This is a genomic window from Ureibacillus massiliensis 4400831 = CIP 108448 = CCUG 49529 (genome assembly GCF_000772965.1).
In the GTDB taxonomy this organism is placed as follows: domain Bacteria; phylum Bacillota; class Bacilli; order Bacillales_A; family Planococcaceae; genus Ureibacillus; species Ureibacillus massiliensis.
On the sequence record NZ_JPVQ01000002.1, the window covers coordinates 211,473 to 233,298 of the forward strand.

The window sequence follows — 21,826 nt, forward strand, 5'->3', positions numbered from 1 at the left end:
CGCGAGAGTTGAGTAACACAATTATTCGTTTTGAAAACGTATCAAAATCCTATGATGACGAGGTTGTTTTAAAGGATATTAATTTTGAGCTTGAAAAAGGTAAATTCTATACGTTATTAGGTCCATCTGGATGTGGTAAAACAACGATCTTACGCATTATTGCAGGGTTTGCTGAACCATCTCATGGTAACATTTATTTTAATGATAAAAAAATTAATAATGTACCTGCAAACATGCGACAAGTAAACACGGTCTTTCAGGACTATGCCCTTTTCCCTCATCTAAATGTATTTGAAAACGTCGCATTTGGGTTACGTGTAAAAAAATTAAAAGAAAATGAAATAAAAGAACGCGTTTTAGAAGCATTAAAGTTCGTGAATTTAGCTGGTTTTGCAAATCGCGAAATTTCTGAAATGTCAGGTGGTCAGCGCCAACGTGTTGCGATTGCTCGCGCTATCGTAAATGATCCTGAAGTTATTTTATTGGATGAACCACTTTCTGCCCTTGACTTAAAATTACGCTCAGAAATGCAATATGAACTTCGTGAATTGCAGCAACGTTTAGGTAAAACCTTTGTTTTTGTTACACATGATCAAGAAGAGGCACTAGCAATGTCTGATGAAATTTTTGTATTAAATGCCGGTGAAATTATGCAATCTGGTACACCTGTTGATATTTATGATGAACCAATTAACCGCTTTGTTGCTGATTTCATTGGTGAATCAAATATTGTAACGGGTATTATGATTGAAGACTATAAAGTACAATTCAATGGCAAAGTTTTCGAATGTGTCGATAAAGGAATGAAATCTAATGAAAAGGTTGATATCGTTATTCGACCAGAAGATTTAGAAATTACAACAGTAGATAAAGGTAAATTAGTTGTAAAGGTTGATACACAGCTATTCCGAGGTGTTCATTACGAGTTATCTACATATGATAAGGATGGTAATGAATGGCTTGTTCATTCATTGAAGAAAGCAGATGTTGGTGAAGAAATAGGATTAGACTTCGATCCAGAAGCAATTCATGTCATGAGATTAAACGAAACTGAAGAAGAATTTGATAAACGTTTAGAGTCTTATGGAGAAGAAGCCAATGACTAAAGCATCAAAGGGTTCATTATTTCCTTATGTTATCTGGATCGGTCTATTTGTCATTGCACCTATTATTTTAGTCGTCTATTATTCCCTATTAGACCTTGAAGGTAATTTCACTTTATCCAACTATATGAATTTCTTTTCACCTGCTTACTTATCAATGACGTTAACAAGTTTTTGGTATGCGTTTTTAATTACACTGTTTACGCTTTTAATTTCTTATCCTACTGCATACCTATTAACGAAAACGAAACACAAGCATTTATGGCTAATGTTTATCATTATTCCATCATGGATTAATTTATTATTAAAAACTTATGCATTTATCGGGATTTTTGGGCTTTACGGACCAATTAATGCCTTTACAAGTTTTTTTGGCTTAGAGCCAACACAAATATTATTTACTGATTTTAGCTTTATCTTTGTTTCTGTTTATATCTTTATTCCATTTATGATAATTCCTATCTTTAACTCGCTGGATAAACTAAACCCAACACTTGTCTATGCAGCACGTGATTTAGGGGCATCTAAATTTACAACATTCCGTCGAGTTGTATTTCCTTTAACCATTGAAGGAGTGAAATCAGGAATTCAAGTAACTTTTATCCCAGCATTATCGCTATTCATGATTACTCGCTTAATCGCAGGAAACCAAGTGATCACTTTAGGTACAGCAATTGAGCAGCAATTTTTAGTAGCACAAAACTGGGGTATGGGGGCTACAATCGCTGTATTCTTAATATTATTTATGGTTATTATTATGCTATTTACAAGTCAGAAATCAAAAGGAGGCAGCGTATAAATGAGAAAATTATCTCCATTATCAAAACTATATTTAGCCATCGTATTCATCATTCTTTACGCGCCGATTTTCTACTTGATTTTCTATTCCTTTAATAGTGGTGGCACAATGAGTGATTTTGAATCATTTACATTTGAACATTATCAAGCAGTCTTTGAAGATTCTAGATTAATCGTTATATTGATTAATACTGTTTTAGTTGCATTACTTTCAGGTCTAATTGCCACAATTTTAGGTACCTTTGGTGCTATCGGGATTGTGTCTTTAAAAAATAAAAAAATGAGAAGTACTATGCTTTCATTAAACAATGTCTTAATCGTTAGTCCTGATGTTGTAATCGGAGCTAGCTTCCTTATTCTATTTACAATGATTGGCGTCCAGCTCGGCTTTACATCTGTACTTATTTCTCATATCGCTTTTAGTGTTCCAATCGTAGTTCTTATGGTATTGCCAAAATTATTAGAAATGAACACTTCATTGATTGATGCTGCACAAGATTTAGGTGCAACAAAACGTGATGTAATGACTCGTGTAATACTGCCATATATTAAACCGGGGATATTTGCAGGATTTTTCATGGCATTAACTTATTCTCTAGATGATTTTGCAGTTACTTTTTTCGTAACGGGGAATGGATTCTCTACCCTTTCAATCGAAATTTACTCGATGGCTCGTACTGGTATCACGTTAACGATTAACGCAATTTCAGGCATTATCTTTATTGCTACTATTGTGATTGTAATTGGGTATTATTTTGTAACGAAACGTTCTAAATCTAGTCGTAGCGTGGAGGTGCAGCAATGAAATCATTAATACAATCAGCAATAGCAATAATTGTTGTATGCACTATCCTACTTTTCACAGCAAACCAATTAGAGGCTGGTGGCACCCAAGGTAGTAATAATACTATTACCGTTTATAACTGGGGAGAATATATAGACCCTGAACTGATAGATCAATTTACTGAAGAAACAGGAATAAAAGTCATCTATGAAACCTTTGATTCAAATGAAGCCATGATGACAAAAGTACAGCAAGGCGGATCAGCTTATGATGTAGCTGTCCCTTCAGAATATATGGTTGAAATGATGATCGAAGAAGACCTATTAATTCCTTTAGATCATTCAAAATTGCCAAATATGAAAAATATTGACCCTTATTTTTTAGATTTAGCATTTGATCCTGGGAACAAATATACAATCCCTTATTTTTGGGGAACAGTTGGCATTGTCTATAATCCATCATTAGTAGAAGACCATTTAACATTTGAATCTTGGAAAGATTTATGGGATCCTTCACTTAAAGACAAAGTATTTTTAGTTGATGGTGCTCGAGAAGTAATGGGAATGGGGTTAAACTCATTAGGTGAATCGTTAAATGCAAAAGATGATAATCTTCTACGACAAGCAACTGATAAATTAATTACTTTATCACCTAATATTAAAGCGATTATCGGTGACGAGATTACACCATTAATGATAAATAACGAAGCTACTGTTGCTTTAACATGGTCAGGCCAAGCAGCAGATATGATGTGGGAAAATGAAGAGTTGGATTTTGCAGTACCACAGGAAGGCTCCAATCTTTGGTTTGATAATTTCGTTATTCCAAAAACGGCAGCTAATGTGGATGGCGCACATGCATTTATTAACTTTATGTTAGACGCTGAGGTGTCAGCACAAAACAATGATTATGTTGGTTATTCAACTCCGAACGCAGCTGCAATGGAATTGATGGATCCTGAGGTTATAGAAGATGAACGATTCTATCCAAATGAAGAATTACGTGAAAAGCTAGAAGTATATGAAAACCTAGGCCTCGAATGGCTTGGTAAATATAATGAATATTTTTTAGAATTTAAAATGTCAATACGATAAAAGGTATTTGCTTTTAATGAAACTTATCCACTCATACTTTGGGTGGATATTGTTTTTGTTTTCATCAAAAATCTAGTTTATCCATTAACAATGTGATAAGCTATAGAATGCGGATTTCTTTGTAAAATTATGGGGGATGCTCTTTTAGAAAGAAAGGTGGACATCAATGACTCAGAAAATGAAAAAAGTAGTCATCGTAATCTTAATGGTTAACATGTTTATTACAATGGGTGGCATTGGGATTATTATTCCTGTTATCCCTTCTTATCTTGAACTGTTTGGTGTTGGGGGCCAAGTTCTTGGGTTTTTAATAGCATTTTTTGCATTTGCTCAATTTTTATTTTCCCCTGTTGCAGGTGATTTATCAGACCGATATGGAAGAAAGTTATTTATTATAGGTGGTCTTGTCGTGTATGGAATTTCACAGATTCTCTTCGGTTTAGCAACAGAGGTTTGGATTTTATTCTTATCACGTTTTTTAACAGGATTAGGCGCTGCATTTATAATGCCACCAATTATGGCCTATGTTGCCGATATTACGACGCCTGAGGAACGTGGGAAAGGTATGGGATTATTAGGGGCTGCCATTTCACTAGGATTTATGATTGGACCTGGTGTAGGTGGATTTTTAGCAACTGTGAATCTTCACTTTCCGTTCTTTGCATCAGGTATTGTTGCCCTTTCAGCAGCAATATTATCATTTATCATCTTACCGAATATAAAACCACAAGCTCAAAATGGTGCGGCTCCATTAGGAAAACGTGATAATTTAATTAAACAGTTAGCACGTTCTGTAAGTACACCTTATTTTGTACTGCTAATTGTTGTTTTCACATTTAGCTTCGGTATTGCTAATTTCCAATCTACACTGTCTATGTTTTTAACTTATAAGTTTGATTATTCGCCAACAGAGATTGCTATTGTTATTACAACTGGAGGATTTGTTGGGGTAATTCTACAAATGTTTATTATCGATCATTTATTTAAACGCTATGGCGAAATGAAGGTAATTTTAATTAACTTATGTGCAGCTGCCATTACGATGGTATTGATGATTTATGTAAATGGATTCTTTGTAATTTTAACGGTAGCAACATTGTTCCAAATTGCAACAGTCTTCATTCGTCCTGCTGTTAATACATTAATCTCTAAATTTGCTGGTCAGGAGCAAGGTTTTGCTGCTGGTATGAATAATGCATACATGAGTTTAGGCAATATGATTGGTCCAGCTTTAGCAGGGATGCTTCTTGATTGGAGAATGTCTTCACCATTCATTTTAGGTTCAATTATCTTAATTGCATGCTTTGCTTTAGCATATGGTTGGACTCGCAAAAAAGCGCCTTCATTAATGCATGCAGAATAAACTATTATTTTGATTGAGTCAGGAAGAGAATGGGACAAAAGTAATGAATCTGCTATTCAGGTACAAACTGATTAGCAGATTTTCGCTTTCAGCATTTGTTGCTCTCCACTTCGGCGGACGCGCATCCAGTGGCGAGCGGTGAGCCTCCTCGAGCTTTGCTCTGTGGGGTCTCGAACTGCTCTTTGCTCCCGCAGGAGTCGCCGCCTACGTTCCAAGCAACAAATGGTCATAGCAAATAATTACAACTTTAAATAAAAAATAAATTTAAAATTTTATTTATGTCCCAGCCTGTTTTGGATTTAGTATCGTTCGTTTCCGATAGAAGCTTCTCTTTGCATCGATAAAAAAACGGCAGATACCCTCTTTCGCTCCCTCCCCATTAGCCCTCAACAACGCTCTCCTACCTTTATATTAATATTTCGCATTGAATCTATCCCCTCTCTCATAGACTAATAACAAGAGATTTTTGTTATGGCAGTTAATAAAAGAGGTGGTAAAATGAAAAATTTAATTAAAAATATACCTACCCCTATCCTTGAGCAAATATTAGAAACTTCATTTAAATGGTTTGTGGTAGTTGATCGTGATGCAAAAATTGTATATATCAATCAAGAATACTGTGATTTTCTTGAAGTAAACCGGGAAGAAGCAATTGGAAAACATGTTTCAGAAGTTATTGAAAATACCGAAATGCATCTTGTTATGGAAAAAGGAACAGCAGATATTGCAGCTCCCCATTATATTAAAGGAACTTATATGCTTCCAAACCGTGTACCGATTGTCATTGATAACGAAATTGTAGGCGCCTTTGGAAGTGTGATGTTTCGTGATTTAAATGATTGGAAGAAATTAAGCTCTCATGTTAAAAAATCAATGGATCAAATCGAATCCAATATGAAACAATATCAAAATTCGTTTCATAGTTTTTATGATATTAAGGGTACATCTAATGCGATACGAAAAATTAAAGAGACCATTACAATGATTGCGCCAACAAAATTACCGGTGTTAATTGAGGGTGAAATTGGTACAGGTAAGGAAATGATTGCCCATAGTATACATGCTCTTTCTGATAGAGCTGAAAGAGAGTTTGTTAAAATTAACTGTTCGACCATACCAAAAGAACTGATAGATGAAGAATTGTTTGGAAAATGGATTGAAAGCGAACAAAGGCTAAAAAAAGGAAGAGTTCAACAAGCTCAAGGTGGTACCCTATTTATTGAAGAAATTAATGAACTTCCACTTACACACCAAGCGAAAGTTTTAAAAGTATTACAAGACCATATTGTCATTCCTAAGGGCACCGATGTTGAAATGAAAATTGATATAAGAGTCATTATGAGTTCTAATACACCTCTTGTTGAACTCGTTAAAGAAAAGCAGTTTCGGGAGGATTTGTTTTATCGTATACAAGCGATTACACTTCAAGTCCCTCCTCTTCGTGAGCGAATTGAAGATTTACCGGAATTAATCCAAACTTTTATGTTGAAGTACAGTACAGAAGCTGGGAAACGAGGAATTAAAATAAATCGGAAAGCTTGGTGGTTGCTTCAACATTATGATTGGCCTGGTAATGTACGAGAATTGCAAAATGTTTTACAAGCGATTCTTTACCTTATCGATGGCAATCAAATTACAGAAGATGTTTTACCACCTACCATTCGGAGACATAAACAACACTTAATCCGCACCAACGGAACTTTAGAAGAGATTTTATATCAAGTTGAGCATCAGGTTTTAGAGGAATTGTTAGAAAATGAGAGCGACAAACAAAAAATAGCACAGAAGCTAGGTATTAGTCGTTCAACCCTTTATGAAAAAATTAAAAAACACAACTTATGACCTAAAATCCAGTATTTCGAACACTATTCCGAAATACTGGATTTTTCATATACTCTAACAAACTAGCATTTAAAGCAATAATAAGACTATTTTCCGGATTGCTGGAATTCCCCCTCTTTTCCCCTTTCACATCTTTGACACATGTCTTTGCATATAGTGGATTATACTTTTTCTATTTTTTTGAAAGCGCTTTTTTAAGGCGTTTAATCTTCTTTTAAAGGAGGGGAGTTATTAATTAAGCATTAATCTTTTTCAATTTAAGGGGTTTTAAAGTTAAAGTGTTTTAAAAACTATTTCCGATTTAAAGGGGGTTATGGGGATGGATGCAAGTACAATTTTAAGTATGATTGGTCTTATTGGAGGTCTTGTTCTTCTTATTTGGTTAACACTTAAAGGGGTAAATATTATTATCGTTGGTCCAATTTCAGCACTATTTGTTGCCATTTTTTCAGGTATGCCTTTATTTCCACAATTAGCTGAAGAAGGAGTAGCGAATTTTGTTACAAGCTACATGACAGGTTTTACAGGATTCATTATGTCATGGTATTTAATGTTTTTACTTGGTGCAGTTTTTGGAAAAGTAATGGAAGATAGTGGTGCAGCAGATGCTGTTGCTAAATTCATCGTAGATAAATTAGGAATAAAATATGCAACCCTATCAATAGTAATTGCCTGTGCTATTTTAACATATGGTGGAGTTTCACTTTTCGTTGTAGCATTTGCTGTATATCCAATGGCAATTTCTTTATTCAAAGAAGCCGATTTACCACGTCGATTTATTCCAGCTACATTAGCATTAGGTTCCGTTACGTTTACTATGACTTCTGCAGGCTCGCCAGAAATTCAAAACTGGATTCCTATTGAATATCTGGGTACAACACATTTGGCTGGTTGGGAAGTAAGTTTAATCGTTGCTGTATTCATGGCTGTGTTTGGATACTGGTGGTTAAAGAGAATCATTAAAAAAGCCGTTGATAAAGGCGAACGATTTATCGCTCGTGATTCGGATCCAAAATTCGAAACCTCTCGTGCTTTACCTAACCCAATCGTATCAATGGTTCCATTAGCGGTCGTATTAATTATATCGTTTATTTTCCACCATGATTTAGCACAATCGGCACTCATACTAGCATTATTAGGTGGAATTATTGCAACATTCATTGTTAGTTGGAAATACTTCAAAAATCCATGGGAGGCTGTTTCTCAAGGAACACTCGGAGCGATTATAGCAATTGGAAATACTGCGGCAGTAGTTGGATTTGGTGGTGTTGCTCAAAAAGTACCTGCATTTCAAGTTGCAGTTGATGCAATGACAAGTATTCCAGGTTCTCCTCTAATTGGTGCTGCAGTTGCTGTATCAGTTATAGCTGGTTTAACAGGTTCTGCATCTGGTGGTCAAACAATTGCATTACCTTTAATTGCACCTGGGTATGTAGATGCTGGCGTTAATACAGAAGCGCTCCATCGTGTCGTTGCCATTTCATCCGGTGCATTAGATTCGCTACCGCATAACGGATACGTTGTAACAACAATTCAATCAGTCTGTGGCGAAAAACATAAAGATGCTTATTGGTCTGTAGCAGCTACGACAGTTGTAACACCTGTGATTGGTGTCATCATCGCAATCATTCTATTCTCATTTGGTTTAGGTCTTTAATTGAAAACTTAAGAGCTGCTATTTTCAGCGGCTCTTTTTTCTAGGAGGGATTTTCGTGACACAAAATAAAGTTGCGCTTATCACAGGGTCAGCACAGGGCATTGGCTTTGAAATTGCAAAAGCGTTTTATGAAAAAGGTACATTTGTTGTTTTAACAGATATGAATGAAGGTAAAGTAAAAGAAGCTGCCTCATCTCTTGGTGAAAATGCTATTGGTTTAAAATGTGATGTGACAAATGAAGAAGAAATTAAAGCGTCCATTGCTATAACTATTAAGCATTTTGGGAAAATTGATTACTTAATTAACAACGCTGGAATGCAATATGTCGCAATGTTAGAGGATTTTCCAACTGAAAAGTTTGAACTACTTATTAAAATCATGCTAACTGCTCCATTTATTGCAATAAAGCATGTAATACCTCATATGAAAAAACAAAAATTTGGGCGAATTATTAATATCGCTTCCATAAATGGTCTTGTAGGATTTGCAGGTAAGGCTGCATATAATTCAGCAAAGCATGGTGTCATTGGTTTAACAAAAGTGGCAGCATTAGAAACAGCAACAGATGGTATTACAGTGAATGCCATTTGTCCAGGATATGTAAATACACCGCTCGTACGTAATCAAATGGAGGACTTGGCAAAAACACGAAATGTACCCATTGAAAATGTATTAGAAGAAGTGATTTACCCACTTGTTCCGCAAAAACGTCTTTTAGAGGTTCAAGAGATCGCAAATTTAGTATTATTTATAGCAAGTGAAGAAACGAAAGGAATGACCGGCCAGGCTGTTGTATTAGATGGTGGCTATACAATTCAGTAGAATTTAAAAACAGACAAAAAGGTGAAGAAAACGGACTGTTTTCCTCACCTTTTATTATTATAAGCTTCTTATAAACTGTTCTACAAAATTGGCGTTAAAGGCTAGGAGATCTTCATCCGGCGTGATTTTTGCATGATGTAATCCATACTCGCAATTAGCGCCTGCCCAATACAATGCACCTGGTATTTCTTTTAAGAAGTATCCAAAATCCTCACCAGTCATTGCAGCAGGACTAAGAACAGCCTTACAGTTCTCAAATTGTTCTGCAAAGGATAATAACTTATTTGCACAATCTTCGTTATTATTTACTTCATAATACATCGAACCATAATCAATAGAAATTGAACATTCAAAGGATGCTTCAATTCCCTTACAAATCGCTTCAATTCTACGTTTAACCTCTTTCATAGCTTCCGCATTAAGGGTACGAATGGTACCTTCTAATCTCGCATTTTCAGCAACAATATTTTGTACCGTACCTGAAGTCATTTTACCTATCGTAATAACAGCACTTTCCATCGGATCAACATTCCTGCTAATAATCGTCTGTAATTGTAATATTAAGTTTGCAGCAGCAACTGTCATATCTCGGGTTTTATGCGGATAAGCTGCATGTCCCCCTAAACCTTTTAAGTCTATAAAAAGCTCAGATGTGTTCGCAAACAATAAGCCAGGTCGAGTAGCAACAGTACCTACAGGATGTTCAGGGGCAATATGTAATGCATAAATTTCATCTGGTAAAAGATCTGGACGCTCACTTTTTATCCATTCAAGCATTGGTTCTGCACCACCAGGACCTTCTTCAGCAGGCTGAAAATAGACAATGACATTTTGTTTTGGTTGATTTGTTGCAAATGCTTGTACAAGGGCTAAAGCAATCGTCATGTGACAATCATGACCACAAGCGTGCATTTGCCCTTCATGTGTTGAAGCAAAGGGCAAATTCGTCTCCTCAACAATTGGTAAGCCATCAATATCCGTTCGCCATCCAACGGTTTTTGTTGGATTGCTCCCAGCTATTTGAACAACGATGCCCGTTTTCCATGTTGAGATAGTTAAGTAATCTTGAGGAAGCGACTGTACTTTATTTAAAAGATACTTTTGTGTTTTAAATTCTTGAAACCCTAACTCCGGTATTTGGTGAAGGTCTCTTCGAATTTGGATCAGTGTATCCATCAATGACACCTTCTTAAATATTTCTTAAAGCGTCGATAATTTCAGTTTTAGATTTTGTTTTTTCATCGATTTTCTTTAATACTTTTGCTGGTACACCGCCAACAACTGTATAAGGCTCAACATCAGAAATAACGATAGCTCCAGCAGCCACTACAGCGCCTTTACCAACACGAACACCTTCTAAAACTACTGCATTTGCACCAATTACAACATCATCTTCGATAATAACTGGTTGTGCTGAAGGTGGTTCAATAACACCAGCAAGGACTGTTCCTGCACCAATGTGACAGTTTTTACCTACAGTAGCACGACCACCTAATACTGCACCCATATCGATCATTGTTTTTTCGCCGATTTCAGCACCAATATTAATGATAGCGCCCATCATAATCACTGCATTATCACCAATTGTTACTTGGTCACGAATAATTGCACCTGGCTCAATACGAGCATTTTGATATTTTAAATCAAGTAATGGAACACCAGAGTTACGACGGTCATTTTCTACTACATAATCTGTAATTTGAGCTGCATGTTGTTTTAATGCTGTTTCAATTTCATTCCATTCGCCGAAGACAACGACATTATTACCTTCACCGAAGACTTTTGTATTTTCACCATATGAAAGATTTGCTACGTTTTCACCTTTTACATAAACTTTTACAGGTGTTACTTTCTTTGAGTTTGCGATAAATTCGATAATTTGTTGTGCGTTTAATTTTTCAGACACAAAAAACACTCCATTTCTATGTAATCTATTAGACATGTAATGATTGTACTAAATTTTCTAATAAATAGCACGGCTTGACTTAAATTTTTGTTATTTTCTAAAATACTTATCATCTTCATACAATATGCATGCTTGATTTTTTACAACCTCTACAAATGCCGCAACTTGTCTTAGTTCAAATGCAGAATCATAACCGATTAACCAAGTATCTCGAGTTAGTCCTATATCCTTATCTGTATTTGATAATGGAATTTTATTTACGTCTTCTTCCCCATCCAAAGTAATCGAAGGAAGTATTGCATAACCGATCCCATTCATGGCCATTTGTTTACAAGTTTCAATTTGATCTACGATAATTTGTCGTTTAGGGTTTGATGAAAAATGTCTTTGCCACCATAATTGAATTTCTTGGTAGTAGTTCGAATCACTTTTAAATTGGATAAAGGGACGATTCGTTGTTAATATATCGTCGATTTCTTTTATTTCTTTGTCGACCAAATACATCATATCTCGAAAAAGATGAATTTTTTTCCCTTTCCATTCCGCTTGACCGCGTACGATGCCAATATGAGCATCTCCCTCATAAAGTGCTTTCACTATTTCAGAGCTCCAGCCTGTGATTAATGAAATTTTTGCATCTGGATATGTTGTCACGAATTCTTTTAAAACCTTAGGAAGCCAGTTTTGTCCAACAATTGATGCACAAGCAATTTTTAATGTTCCGTGGACCTTTGAGTTTAGCGCTTGGATAGATTCAAACACTTCCTCTTTTCTTGCGATGGTATCAATGGCATATTGAATAACAAGTTCTCCAGCGGGTGTCGGCGTAAGCCCTTTCTGGGATCTTATAAATAACTGAGCACCCCACTCTTTTTCAATGGATTGTAATCTTTGAGATAATGCAGGCTGTGTTAAAAATAATCTTTCTGCCGCCTTTCGCATGTTTTTTTCTTCAGCTAGAATTTTTACAATTTCAGCTTCTGTTGCTGTCATGGGAAAGCACCTCCTTGAATAAAAATCGACAAAATCCAAATCTTTTGGATTTTGCCGATTTGATTATTTATTATGGCCAAACTATAATTCTATTGTTCTACTTGATAAATATATTTTTTTAATTGTTTCAAAATAACACGTCTTGTCAGTATCCCTACAAATGTTCCTTCTTCATCTACTACGCAGAGAAAAGCATGGTTTATGACCAAATCTAGTGCTTTTTGGAATGTATCTGTATTATATAAGTAAGTGACACCGCTTTCCATCACGTCATCAACTTTTATATCTGATAGTTTATCATATTCGATACGTTCTAAACCTAAAATGGCTTCTGTAATCATTTTTATGCTCAACAAACCATGTAAGCGATATTTTACATCTAAAACAGGAACTGAGGAATAACCAGTTTTTGTTAAGACGAGTAGGGCATGTTCTGCACTATTGCCAACTTGGACGTGCGCAACTTTTTCAGACGGAATAATAAAATCACTAATTGGCGTATCTAACAAAGCTCTTGTATTAAAAGAAATCATTTCCCACTACTCCCTTTACGTTCAAATTCAGAACCATATGCTGCTATTATTATCATATCATATTTGTCTAAATTATGACCACGACAACGAACGCAGTATTTTTCAGAAGTGGAAAATGATTTCAAAAATTTATTATTAATCGCTATCTTTAGTAACCATACTGTGACCAGTAGTAAAAAATAATAATACCCGTAAATAATCCAAAAATTACATACATGATTATTATTGGGTTCATTAAAATTGGATGATCACGAACTGATTTATTAATAGGTGTATCCGTTACAGAAGCTCTTTCAGTCGTTTTCCTCATGACAGCAACAGTCATGTAATAGGCAACCGCAAGTATAACAATTCCAGTTATAATTGCCGGCACAGTCCACATTCCCATTTTATCACGCTCCTTTCTTAAAATTACTAATAGTATTCAACGAAAGGGTACTTATTTATGCGATTCAAATTTCTTCGACCTAAGATTAGCGTGATATTCTTCAAAAAGGATTAAAGAAAGTGCCATATTTACTAATTTACTAAATATTCTTTAATAATGAGATCTACAGGTAAAGGTTTATTGTATAAATAACCTTGTCCTTTTCTACAATTATTTAACTTTAAAAATTCCTCTTGAAATTCTTCTTCAACACCTTCAGCAACAACATCCATGCCTAGATTTTCTGATAATGTAATAATTGCTTTAATAATTGCTTCATTTTTCTCATCTTTATTAATATCTGCAATAAATGATTGATCAATTTTTATAATATCAATCGGATATTTTTTCAAATAGCTTAAAGAAGAATAGCCAGTTCCGAAATCATCAACAGATACATATACACCAAGTTCTTTTAACTTTGTTAAAATCTCATGGGTTTCACTCACGTTAACCATAGAACTTTCTGTAATTTCGAGCTCTAAATATTTCGGTTCAATATCATATATGTTTAATAGCTGTTCAATTTTAGTCGCAAAATTTTCCTGTTTAAATTGCTTTGGAGAAATATTCACCGCAACTCTAACTGGACGATATCCTTTTACCTTCCACTCCTGAAGGTTTTTACATACTTGTTCTAATACCCAATCTCCCACTTGAATGATTAGCCCCGAGCTTTCTGCAAGCGGAATAAATTGAGATGGTGGTACATAACCAAATTTCCGATTATTCCAGCGTATTAAAGCTTCAAAACTGTCAATCTCATTCGTTTGTAAATCAATTTGTGGTTGTAAATGAATGGACAATTCATCAAACTCAATTGCACGACGTAAATGCGCCTCCATTAACACTTCATTGGGAAAGGCTTGACTCATTTCACTTCGATAAAATCTATAATGGAAACGACCATTTTTCTTAACATAATAAACAGCTTGCTCTGCTTGATGTAAAATACTTTCTAAATCATTATTATGTCCGTAAGTACTTATAGAAATACCTATCGATGATGTTAAGAAATACTCCTGGTCATCAATAATAAATGGCTCTTTGAATGCAGCTAAAATATTATTTGCAAAGAGTTCGATTTCGTCTCTTGAAAAATAACGTAATACAAATACGAATTCATCACCATTATATCTATAAAGCTCACTAAATTTGTTGCGGATTTTCGCTAATCGTTGACTTACCATTTTAAGCATTTTATCTGCCGCATCCTTGCCTAACGATTCGTTATACTTCTTAAAACGATCTAAATCAACTAGTAGTAATGCGATATTTAATCCATCGTTAAAGGTACTAAACTCATCGGTCCATTGTTCATTTAATGCTTTACGATTTAATAATCCAGTTAATTGATCATGATAGTTTATTAATTGATAAGGACTTCCATCTTCAATAAATAAATCGTCTACACTGTTAAAAACAATATGGATTCCAATTACTTGATTATTCCAATACGTGGGGAATGTTCGAATATTAAAAGGCTTTTCACATGCCATTTTACTATTTAACATCACTTTAGGCATACCCATCGTTATTCCTTTTAAAGTGTTCTTAAATAATGCACGAAATGGTTTTAGATATTCTTCAGCAAGAATATCAAAGATATTTTCTCCAACCAATGTCGAATTGGATTCTAATAATTTTCTCGTTGCTGCATGATTTGTATAGATGATTTCTCCATTTAAATTTAATGAAATTATAGGATTAATATGATGTTCAACAAAATTCAAATGTTTCTCGATTTCTTTGTTCTGTTCAAAGGCTTCTTCTATATGCTCAGAAACGTTTCTAAGAACGACAGAGTAGTATTGCTCATCTGCCAATTCTATTCTTTGTACATACACTGCACATAGAACATTAGAAGGATTGACCATCATATACTTTATTTCGATTTTGGGAAAACGAAAAAGTTCAATAATTTGATGCCAATCTATAAAATGAAAAAAACTATGTGCCTGTTGTCCTTTTTTAAATAGGTTTCCAGAAAGCTCTTTTGCTTTGTCATTAAGCATTTCAACAGTATATTCATCTTCTCTGCTCTTCACAATCACGACAGCGTCGAATGGATTTAGTTTAATGATTTCCTGTAAATATTGCTCTATTGTGTCTAGCGGTAAGTTTGCCATAGAATTTCCTCCATTAAACAAATATAAATCCATTGTATCTATGTATTGTAGTCAAGAATTCGGGAGAACCAAGACTACATTAAGAAACTAATCCTCAACGACAACTGTACTCATCGCCTGTTCAATATACAATTCTTGGCTATTAATTTGTATTCCATTTGGATCTTTTTCTTTATAGTGATATTTGCCAGTTGCATCTTGCATTCGGGCTTTTACATTGTCCGCTAGTTGCGTTATCAATATATCCATTACACGATTCTTCGTTTCTTTAGAATAGATTGGGAATAGTATTTCAACTCTTTTCACCATATTTCTTGTCATCATATCCGCAGAAGATAAAAAGACTTTATTTTCTCCATTATGATGGAACCAATAAATACGTGTATGCTCTAAAAAGCGTCCAACGATACTTGAAACTGTTATATTTTCACTTATCCCTGGTATACCTGGACGTAGGCAACAAATACCACGAATTAACAACTCAATTTTCACACCATTAATCGATGCTTCATATAGTTTCATGATGATATCTTTATCCGTTAATGAATTCATTTTTGCACGAATAAATCCATTTCCATATTTTTTATGACACTCAATCTCATCATTGATTAATTTAATGAATTCATCTCGAATATCAAAGGGTGCTACTACTAAATGGTTAAATTTCGGTTTTTCCGTATAACCACTTAAATAATTAAAGAAATTCGTTGCATCAATACCGAATTCTTTATTAGTTGTAATAATCCCCATATCAGTGTAGATTTTTGCCGTTGCATCATTGTAATTCCCTGTTCCAAGATGAACAAAACGTTCAATTTTGTCATTTCTTCTGCGAACAACAAGAGTAATTTTTGAGTGTGTTTTTAAGTTATTCATTCCGTATATGACTAAGCATCCAGCTTGTTCAAGTTCTTTTGCCCAATGAACATTGTTTTCCTCGTCAAATCGAGCTTTTAATTCTACTAAAACTGTTACTTGCTTGCCGTTTTCAGCAGCTTGTTTTAAACCTTGGATAATTGGTGAATTCCCACTTACTCGGTATAAGGTTTGTTTAATTGCTAGAACTGTCGGATCAACAGCGGCTTGTGTCACAAAATCAACAATTGGTTCAAAGGATTCGTATGGATGATGGAAAAAGATATCTTGTGTTAATGCTTTTTCAAATACATCCTCATGAGAATCTAAATCTTGTGGATGCTGTGGAATAAAGCTTTCATATACTAGATGCTCTCTACCAGCAGATATTTTTTTAACAAAGCTAAATAAAAACGTTAAATCTAGTGGTCCATCAATTTTATAAACATCTGACTCTTGGATTTCAAATTCATCGAGCAAGTAGTCTAATACTTCATCACTCATTTCGCCATCCCGAACCTCTAGACGGCTTCCTACTCCCCATTTTCTTTTTTTCAATTCTTTTTCAATTTCCACAAGTAAATCCTGTGCGCCTTCTTCATGAATTGTTAAATCAGCATTTCGTGTTAATCTGAATGCTTGGATAGACTTAACATTATATCCATAGAATAATTTATCGATATGACTTGTAATCACATCTTCTAGTAAAACGAATACTGTTCCTTCTTGGCTAGGAACTTCGATAAAACGATCTAATACTGAAGGTACTTGAACAATTGCAACACGTTCACTATCATCAATGCCAATGCTATTATCCTCAAGCATGACTAATAAGTTTAATGTTTTTCCCAATAGTGTAGGAAAAGGTCGATATGCATCAACTGCAACAGGCGTTAAGACTGGAAAAATTGTTTCTTCGAAAAGTTCATCTAAATATTGTTGTTGTGTACTATTTAAATGATCAAATTCTTTTAAATGAACATGCTCTTTTGGTAATAAATCAAATACTAAATGACGAAAAACCTCCATTTGTCTACGAACGAGGGACTGAGTTTTTTCTGCAATTTTTGTTAGCTGTTCCATTGGTGTAAATCCAGATTTATTTTCAGGCTTAAAAAAACCAGCACGTACCTGATCTTGTAAGCCTGCAACACGTACCATGAAAAATTCATCTAGATTAGAACTAAATATTGCGAGAAATTTTAAACGTTCTAATAAAGGGTTCGATTTATCTTCTGCTTCTTCTAGAACGCGTTCATTGAATGCTAGCCAGCTTAATTCACGGTTATTGTAGTATTTTGGCTTTCCGATTTCTTCAAGCATTTGTAAATAATTCTCATCATCCTGAAGCTCGTTCCATTCGTCAGAAGAGCTTCGTTCGATTTCTGTATTCATATCATTTATTCCATCCTTCTTAGTAAAATTCAATTTTAACAGGCTGTTTAAAAATGCGCTCAAGATGCTTTTTTTGTCGTTCTGCTTGGTATTTTTCTGCCATCGCACTATTTTTTGCTTCAATGTAGACCACAATAACATTATCTTCTTTTTCCAATCGAATTGATTTTACAACATTACGCTTAGATATATTTAAAGCATATACAAACTTTAGCATTGCGCCATATTCTTTTAATACTTTTAATTCATCTTTATCTATCCATGTTTCAAATGGTGCTGCAAATCTTCTAAAATAATCTCGATTTTTATATGAAGCAAGTAGAGCAAGCTTCACTCGTTCGATATGATTCATACCCGCAATAGACTGGTTTGCAATTAAGTAAAATGTATGCTGACTAGAGGAATCCAGTTCAATATACTCTCCTATTGCATATACTCTCGCTGCTTTTTTAATTAATTCAAAATATTTTTCATTATATTGAACTATATTTAAGCTGCAACATTCTTTATATAAATTTTCTGTTAAATTTTGAAGTGTAGAGCCTTCCTCTTCCGTTCTCCCATACTCGAACACAATTCGTCTTGCATTTTCTTCAAAAACATTATACTTATCAAAGGCATCAGGATTACTTTGAAGTACACGATTAATGATTAATCCTTCACGTAACCCTTTTTTACTAATTTGGAACGTATTCGAATCTACTACTTCCATCAGCATTAAAAATACTTCTAAAGCTATTCCAATAATATCTGCTCTATCAGTAGAAAGACCGTCTAGTTGTTTCAATTGCTCAAATGTCATATCACCAAGAAAACCTTTTAAACCAATTAAATCTTCTCGATGCATTTCATAATGATGTACACCAGAAATAGGATAATCTATTTGATGTTGATGTATTTGTGCTACGTTTCTTGCACTTCCACCAATCGCTACGATTGGTAATTTAACATCATTTATCCAAGATATACCAGAAAATTGCTTTTTAATATATTGACGTAAAAGTTTTTTCTCCGTTTCATTTATTAAATCTCCAGAAACAAATAATTGTTTTAATGAAACAGTTCCGAATGGAAGACTATAGGTTTTTTGAAGCTTTTTATCTATATATAATGTAAGTTCCGTTGAACCTCCACCAATATCTATAGTTACTGCCGAAGGAGTATCCATAGAATGTGCCACTGCTAAAAAACCAAAATAGGCTTCTTCCTCCTCGGATAATAAGTCTATTTTTATTCCAGTTTCTTTTTTCATTCTGGAAAGTATTTGCTTTTTATTTTTTGCTTGTCTAATTGCAGCTGTTGCAACTGCTTGAATATCTACAACTTCAAAATCATCTAAAATTTTTTTAAATGATATAAGTGTTTCTGAAAGAACCTGTATACCTTCTTCAGACATTTCGCCATTATCCTGTAAATAGCTTCGTAACCTTGCTACTTTTTTGATATTTCCAAATTCATGTAGCCCTTCATTTCTATCGTATTTATAAAGTACAAGTCGAATTGTATTAGAGCCAATATCAATGATTGCTGTTTTAAATCTACTCATACTACTCACTTCTCTTTTCTTATAAGAATTAAAGCTGGGCTACCGATTATTTGTAGGGTTTATATATTGACCAAACCTACTATTCTAAAGGCGTCCTATTTAAACTTCACCTGTATGTAGCTACCATTTATGTCTAGAATAGGACAATCTTAATCAATTTAAACTTGTAATAAAAAAGTCGGATGCCTATAGAGGTATCCGACTTTATGAAATTTCAAATATTCAGAATGGGATACCTACATTAGTTTAGTCGTTATTATAAAATAAATTGGTCTACTTTTAGTATTAAATCTGCGATTTCAGGCTTCGATATTTGATCTTCTGCTCCAACTTCTTCTCCTTTATGACGCAAATCATCTGTTATTAAGCTTGAGAAAATAATGACAGGTAGTTTTTGCAAATCAGGATGAGTTTTGATTTTCTTTGTTAAATGATGTCCATCCATTTGCGGCATTTCAATATCGGTTACGACTAACTGTACATTTTCAGCAATGTCAATACCTGTATTTACAATAGACTCTAAATATTCATAAGCATCTTTACCATTTTCAAAGAATTCAATATTTACATAACCAGCTTCCTGAAATGTATCATGCAATAATTTTCTTAATAATGGTGAATCTTCTGCGATAACAACTCTCTTATCAGAGCGATTACGTTTACCTAATTTTTTCACAGAATCAATACTAATACCTGAATTCGGGTTAATATCTACCATTACTCTTTCAAAATCCAATAGTAAAATCATTTGACCATTAATTTTGATTACACCAATTACTTGTGAAGCCCCACCTTGATACATATCAGACGGTCTTTCAATTTGTTCCCATGAAATTCGATGTATTTGCGTAACATTATCAACATGGAATACTACTTTTTGTTTATTAAATTCTGCTACAATATATTTTTGCTGCTCACTATACGTCGCATTAGGAATGCCTAATACCTTCAACATATCAACTACAGGTAACACTTCACCTCGAAGCTGTACAATACCTTCAACATGTGGATGAGCATGCGGGATAAATGTAACAGGAATCGGTTGAATGATTTCCTTTACTTTTATTACGTTTATACCGAATTTATTATTTGCTACATGGAATTCAACAATTTCCAATTCATTAGTTCCACTCTCTAGTAAAATTCCTTTTTGTTCCACGACAGTCCCGCTCCTTTACTTCTTATAACTCACTATTTATGACTATAGTTTGATTGTATCATAGGCAATTTAAATCTCCTACATGCTATTTTGTGTTTGTTGTTTGACTTTCAAGTGAACAAGCAATCCAATAACCGTCATAATGATTAGTGAGCCTAAAGCAACACGGCTTGCAATATCTCCGTAATCTTTTAACAAAAGTGTGACAGTTCCATAAATAGCAGGACCTATAATGGCGGAAACCTTTCCAGAAAATGCAAAAAGCCCAAAGAATTGTCCTCTTTTTTCTTCTGGTGTCAACTCTACAATTAAAGTTCTTGATGTTACCCACATTGAACCCAATGAAACACCGAACAAACTACCAGCAATCCAAAACATCCATTTATCAGTTGCAAATACTGCAACAATTAAAGCGAAAATCATAATAACAGCTACAACAGAAACTGCCTTTCTTGCCCCGATAGCTTTAGCTATATTCCCAAATAAAAATGAGCCTATTATTGTTGAAACCGTACTTACTAGATATAAAAGAATAAACTCACCAGATGTAAAACCAACAATAGCAGTTGCATAAATTGTCATCATTGCAATTGTTGTAGCTATTGCATCGTTAAGAAAAAAATAAGCTATCATGAAAATGAAAACAGATTTATACATCTTCATCTCTTTAAATGTACGAATGATTTCTTTATATCCATCCAAAAATTTAATAGGTTTTCTTTCGCTTTTTGGTTTTGGATGATCTTTATTGATAAAGAATAATGGTAAAGAGAAAATTAAATACAAAATGGCAGTTGGAATAAATGCACGATGATAATTACCATCAGAAACTAATAAATAAACAAGCAATCCAACAATCGTACCAAAATAACCAATTGCAACTCCAAAACCAGAGATTAATGGCATTTCCTTTTTCGTACCTAAATCACTCATCATCGAATCATAAAATACTAAACTAGAATTAAAGAAAAATTTAGCAATCACAAAACTTATTACGGTTAAACACAAGCTTAAAGGAATTCCTGCATAGAGAATATCATTGTTGATTTCTGCAAAAATACCCATCATGAACGTAAAAAAAATCGATAATGAAGCAAACCATACGATAAAACGTTTCTTATAGCCCGTATTATCAATCCATACACCAAAAAGGGGTGAAAAAATGACAATAAAGAAACTAGCAACTGCATTTGCGTATGAAATAAACGTACTTGCCACTTGCTGCATTACTTCATTTGTACCTAAAACCTCATCCATATAAAATGGAAAGAAAATTGTATTAATATTTGATGAAAAAATAGTGTTCGCAAAATCATAAAACGCCCAAGACAATATAGGTAGAGACATGTATAAAGCTAATTGACTTCGTTCACCTGGCAATCTTTTATTTAGAGATTTCGCCATTAATTTTTACTCCTA

18 protein-coding genes are annotated in these 21,826 nt (G+C 34.1%); 8 read left to right on the forward strand and 10 right to left on the reverse strand.

Going from position 1 to position 21,826, the window contains the following annotated elements:
* Positions 1-8 precede the first annotated feature (8 nt).
* From CD30_RS02505 to CD30_RS02540, 8 genes are all read left to right on the forward strand, one after another.
* Positions 9-1,106 (forward strand): ABC transporter ATP-binding protein, encoded by a 1,098-nt coding sequence (locus tag CD30_RS02505; RefSeq protein ID WP_036172064.1) that lies wholly within the window; start codon positions 9-11, stop codon positions 1,104-1,106.
* Positions 1,099-1,902, forward strand: coding sequence for an ABC transporter permease (locus tag CD30_RS02510; protein ID WP_036172067.1), 804 nt, complete (start codon positions 1,099-1,101; stop codon positions 1,900-1,902). The genes CD30_RS02505 and CD30_RS02510 overlap by 8 nt, the downstream gene beginning before the upstream one ends.
* Complete coding sequence (locus CD30_RS02515) at positions 1,903-2,706, forward strand: ABC transporter permease (RefSeq protein WP_036172070.1); 804 nt, start codon at positions 1,903-1,905, stop codon at positions 2,704-2,706. It begins immediately after the preceding gene.
* Positions 2,703-3,779 carry an ABC transporter substrate-binding protein gene (locus CD30_RS02520; RefSeq protein WP_036172073.1) on the forward strand — a complete coding sequence of 359 codons (1,077 nt, stop codon included), beginning with the start codon at positions 2,703-2,705 and terminating at the stop codon, positions 3,777-3,779. Before CD30_RS02515 ends, CD30_RS02520 begins: the two co-directional genes overlap by 4 nt.
* Positions 3,780-3,945: 166 nt before the next feature.
* Complete coding sequence (locus CD30_RS02525; RefSeq protein WP_036172076.1) at positions 3,946-5,142, forward strand: MFS transporter; 1,197 nt, start codon at positions 3,946-3,948, stop codon at positions 5,140-5,142.
* Positions 5,143-5,640: 498 nt separating this feature from the next.
* Positions 5,641-6,984 carry a sigma-54 interaction domain-containing protein gene (locus tag CD30_RS02530; RefSeq protein ID WP_036172168.1) on the forward strand — a complete coding sequence of 448 codons (1,344 nt, stop codon included), beginning with the start codon at positions 5,641-5,643 and terminating at the stop codon, positions 6,982-6,984.
* 334 nt (positions 6,985-7,318) lie between these two features.
* Positions 7,319-8,641: a GntP family permease gene (locus CD30_RS02535; RefSeq protein WP_170933633.1), complete on the forward strand. Its 1,323-nt coding sequence runs from the start codon at positions 7,319-7,321 to the stop codon at positions 8,639-8,641.
* A gap of 55 nt (positions 8,642-8,696) precedes the next feature.
* Positions 8,697-9,464 (forward strand): 3-hydroxybutyrate dehydrogenase, encoded by a 768-nt coding sequence (locus CD30_RS02540; protein WP_036172082.1) that lies wholly within the window; start codon positions 8,697-8,699, stop codon positions 9,462-9,464.
* A 57-nt stretch (positions 9,465-9,521) separates the two neighbouring features.
* Here the strand turns inward: CD30_RS02540 and CD30_RS02545 are convergent, their stop codons facing one another.
* The 10 genes from CD30_RS02545 to CD30_RS02590 all read right to left on the reverse strand — a co-directional run bounded on the left by CD30_RS02545 (position 9,522) and on the right by CD30_RS02590 (position 21,811).
* On the reverse strand, positions 9,522-10,640 hold the full coding sequence (locus CD30_RS02545; RefSeq protein ID WP_036172085.1) for an N-acetyldiaminopimelate deacetylase: 1,119 nt from the start codon (positions 10,638-10,640) through the stop codon (positions 9,522-9,524).
* A 13-nt stretch (positions 10,641-10,653) separates the two neighbouring features.
* Positions 10,654-11,370 (reverse strand): 2,3,4,5-tetrahydropyridine-2,6-dicarboxylate N-acetyltransferase, encoded by a 717-nt coding sequence (dapD, locus tag CD30_RS02550; RefSeq protein ID WP_036172088.1) that lies wholly within the window; start codon positions 11,368-11,370, stop codon positions 10,654-10,656.
* 90 nt (positions 11,371-11,460) lie between these two features.
* Positions 11,461-12,363, reverse strand: a complete 903-nt coding sequence (locus CD30_RS02555) for a LysR family transcriptional regulator (protein WP_036172090.1) — start codon at positions 12,361-12,363, stop codon at positions 11,461-11,463.
* An 89-nt stretch (positions 12,364-12,452) separates the two neighbouring features.
* On the reverse strand, positions 12,453-12,896 hold the full coding sequence (gene cbpB, locus CD30_RS02560; RefSeq protein WP_036172094.1) for a cyclic-di-AMP-binding protein CbpB: 444 nt from the start codon (positions 12,894-12,896) through the stop codon (positions 12,453-12,455).
* A gap of 148 nt (positions 12,897-13,044) precedes the next feature.
* A complete protein-coding gene (locus CD30_RS02565; protein ID WP_036172097.1) occupies positions 13,045-13,284 on the reverse strand; it encodes a hypothetical protein in 240 nt (79 codons plus the stop codon).
* Between the two features lie 131 nt (positions 13,285-13,415).
* Positions 13,416-15,452: an EAL domain-containing protein gene (locus CD30_RS02570; RefSeq protein WP_036172100.1), complete on the reverse strand. Its 2,037-nt coding sequence runs from the start codon at positions 15,450-15,452 to the stop codon at positions 13,416-13,418.
* 87 nt (positions 15,453-15,539) lie between these two features.
* Positions 15,540-17,702: an RNA degradosome polyphosphate kinase gene (locus CD30_RS02575; protein ID WP_036172103.1), complete on the reverse strand. Its 2,163-nt coding sequence runs from the start codon at positions 17,700-17,702 to the stop codon at positions 15,540-15,542.
* Positions 17,703-17,721: 19 nt separating this feature from the next.
* A complete protein-coding gene (locus tag CD30_RS02580) occupies positions 17,722-19,248 on the reverse strand; it encodes a Ppx/GppA family phosphatase (RefSeq protein ID WP_036172106.1) in 1,527 nt (508 codons plus the stop codon).
* A gap of 256 nt (positions 19,249-19,504) precedes the next feature.
* The gene (locus CD30_RS02585) at positions 19,505-20,407 is read right to left on the reverse strand and encodes a chemotaxis protein (RefSeq protein ID WP_036172109.1); all 903 of its coding nucleotides are present in this window, start codon (positions 20,405-20,407) and stop codon (positions 19,505-19,507) included.
* A 78-nt stretch (positions 20,408-20,485) separates the two neighbouring features.
* Positions 20,486-21,811 (reverse strand): MFS transporter, encoded by a 1,326-nt coding sequence (locus CD30_RS02590; protein ID WP_036172112.1) that lies wholly within the window; start codon positions 21,809-21,811, stop codon positions 20,486-20,488.
* Positions 21,812-21,826: the final 15 nt, after the last annotated feature.

Bases quoted from the DNA above. Each gene is read 5' to 3' on its own strand.
- CD30_RS02530 (WP_036172168.1), top strand. From the start codon at position 5,641: ATGAAAAATTTAATTAAAAATATACCTACCCCTATCCTTGAGCAAATA.
- CD30_RS02545 (WP_036172085.1), bottom strand. From the start codon at position 10,640: ATGGATACACTGATCCAAATTCGAAGAGACCTTCACCAAATACCGGAG.
- CD30_RS02565 (WP_036172097.1), bottom strand. From the start codon at position 13,284: ATGGGAATGTGGACTGTGCCGGCAATTATAACTGGAATTGTTATACTT.
- CD30_RS02580 (WP_036172106.1), bottom strand. From the start codon at position 19,248: ATGAGTAGATTTAAAACAGCAATCATTGATATTGGCTCTAATACAATT.
- CD30_RS02520 (WP_036172073.1), top strand. From the start codon at position 2,703: ATGAAATCATTAATACAATCAGCAATAGCAATAATTGTTGTATGCACT.
- CD30_RS02575 (WP_036172103.1), bottom strand. From the start codon at position 17,702: ATGAATACAGAAATCGAACGAAGCTCTTCTGACGAATGGAACGAGCTT.
- CD30_RS02525 (WP_036172076.1), top strand. From the start codon at position 3,946: ATGACTCAGAAAATGAAAAAAGTAGTCATCGTAATCTTAATGGTTAAC.
- CD30_RS02570 (WP_036172100.1), bottom strand. From the start codon at position 15,452: ATGGCAAACTTACCGCTAGACACAATAGAGCAATATTTACAGGAAATC.
- CD30_RS02510 (WP_036172067.1), top strand. From the start codon at position 1,099: ATGACTAAAGCATCAAAGGGTTCATTATTTCCTTATGTTATCTGGATC.
- CD30_RS02515 (WP_036172070.1), top strand. From the start codon at position 1,903: ATGAGAAAATTATCTCCATTATCAAAACTATATTTAGCCATCGTATTC.
- CD30_RS02590 (WP_036172112.1), bottom strand. From the start codon at position 21,811: ATGGCGAAATCTCTAAATAAAAGATTGCCAGGTGAACGAAGTCAATTA.
- cbpB (WP_036172094.1), bottom strand. From the start codon at position 12,896: ATGATTTCTTTTAATACAAGAGCTTTGTTAGATACGCCAATTAGTGAT.
- CD30_RS02555 (WP_036172090.1), bottom strand. From the start codon at position 12,363: ATGACAGCAACAGAAGCTGAAATTGTAAAAATTCTAGCTGAAGAAAAA.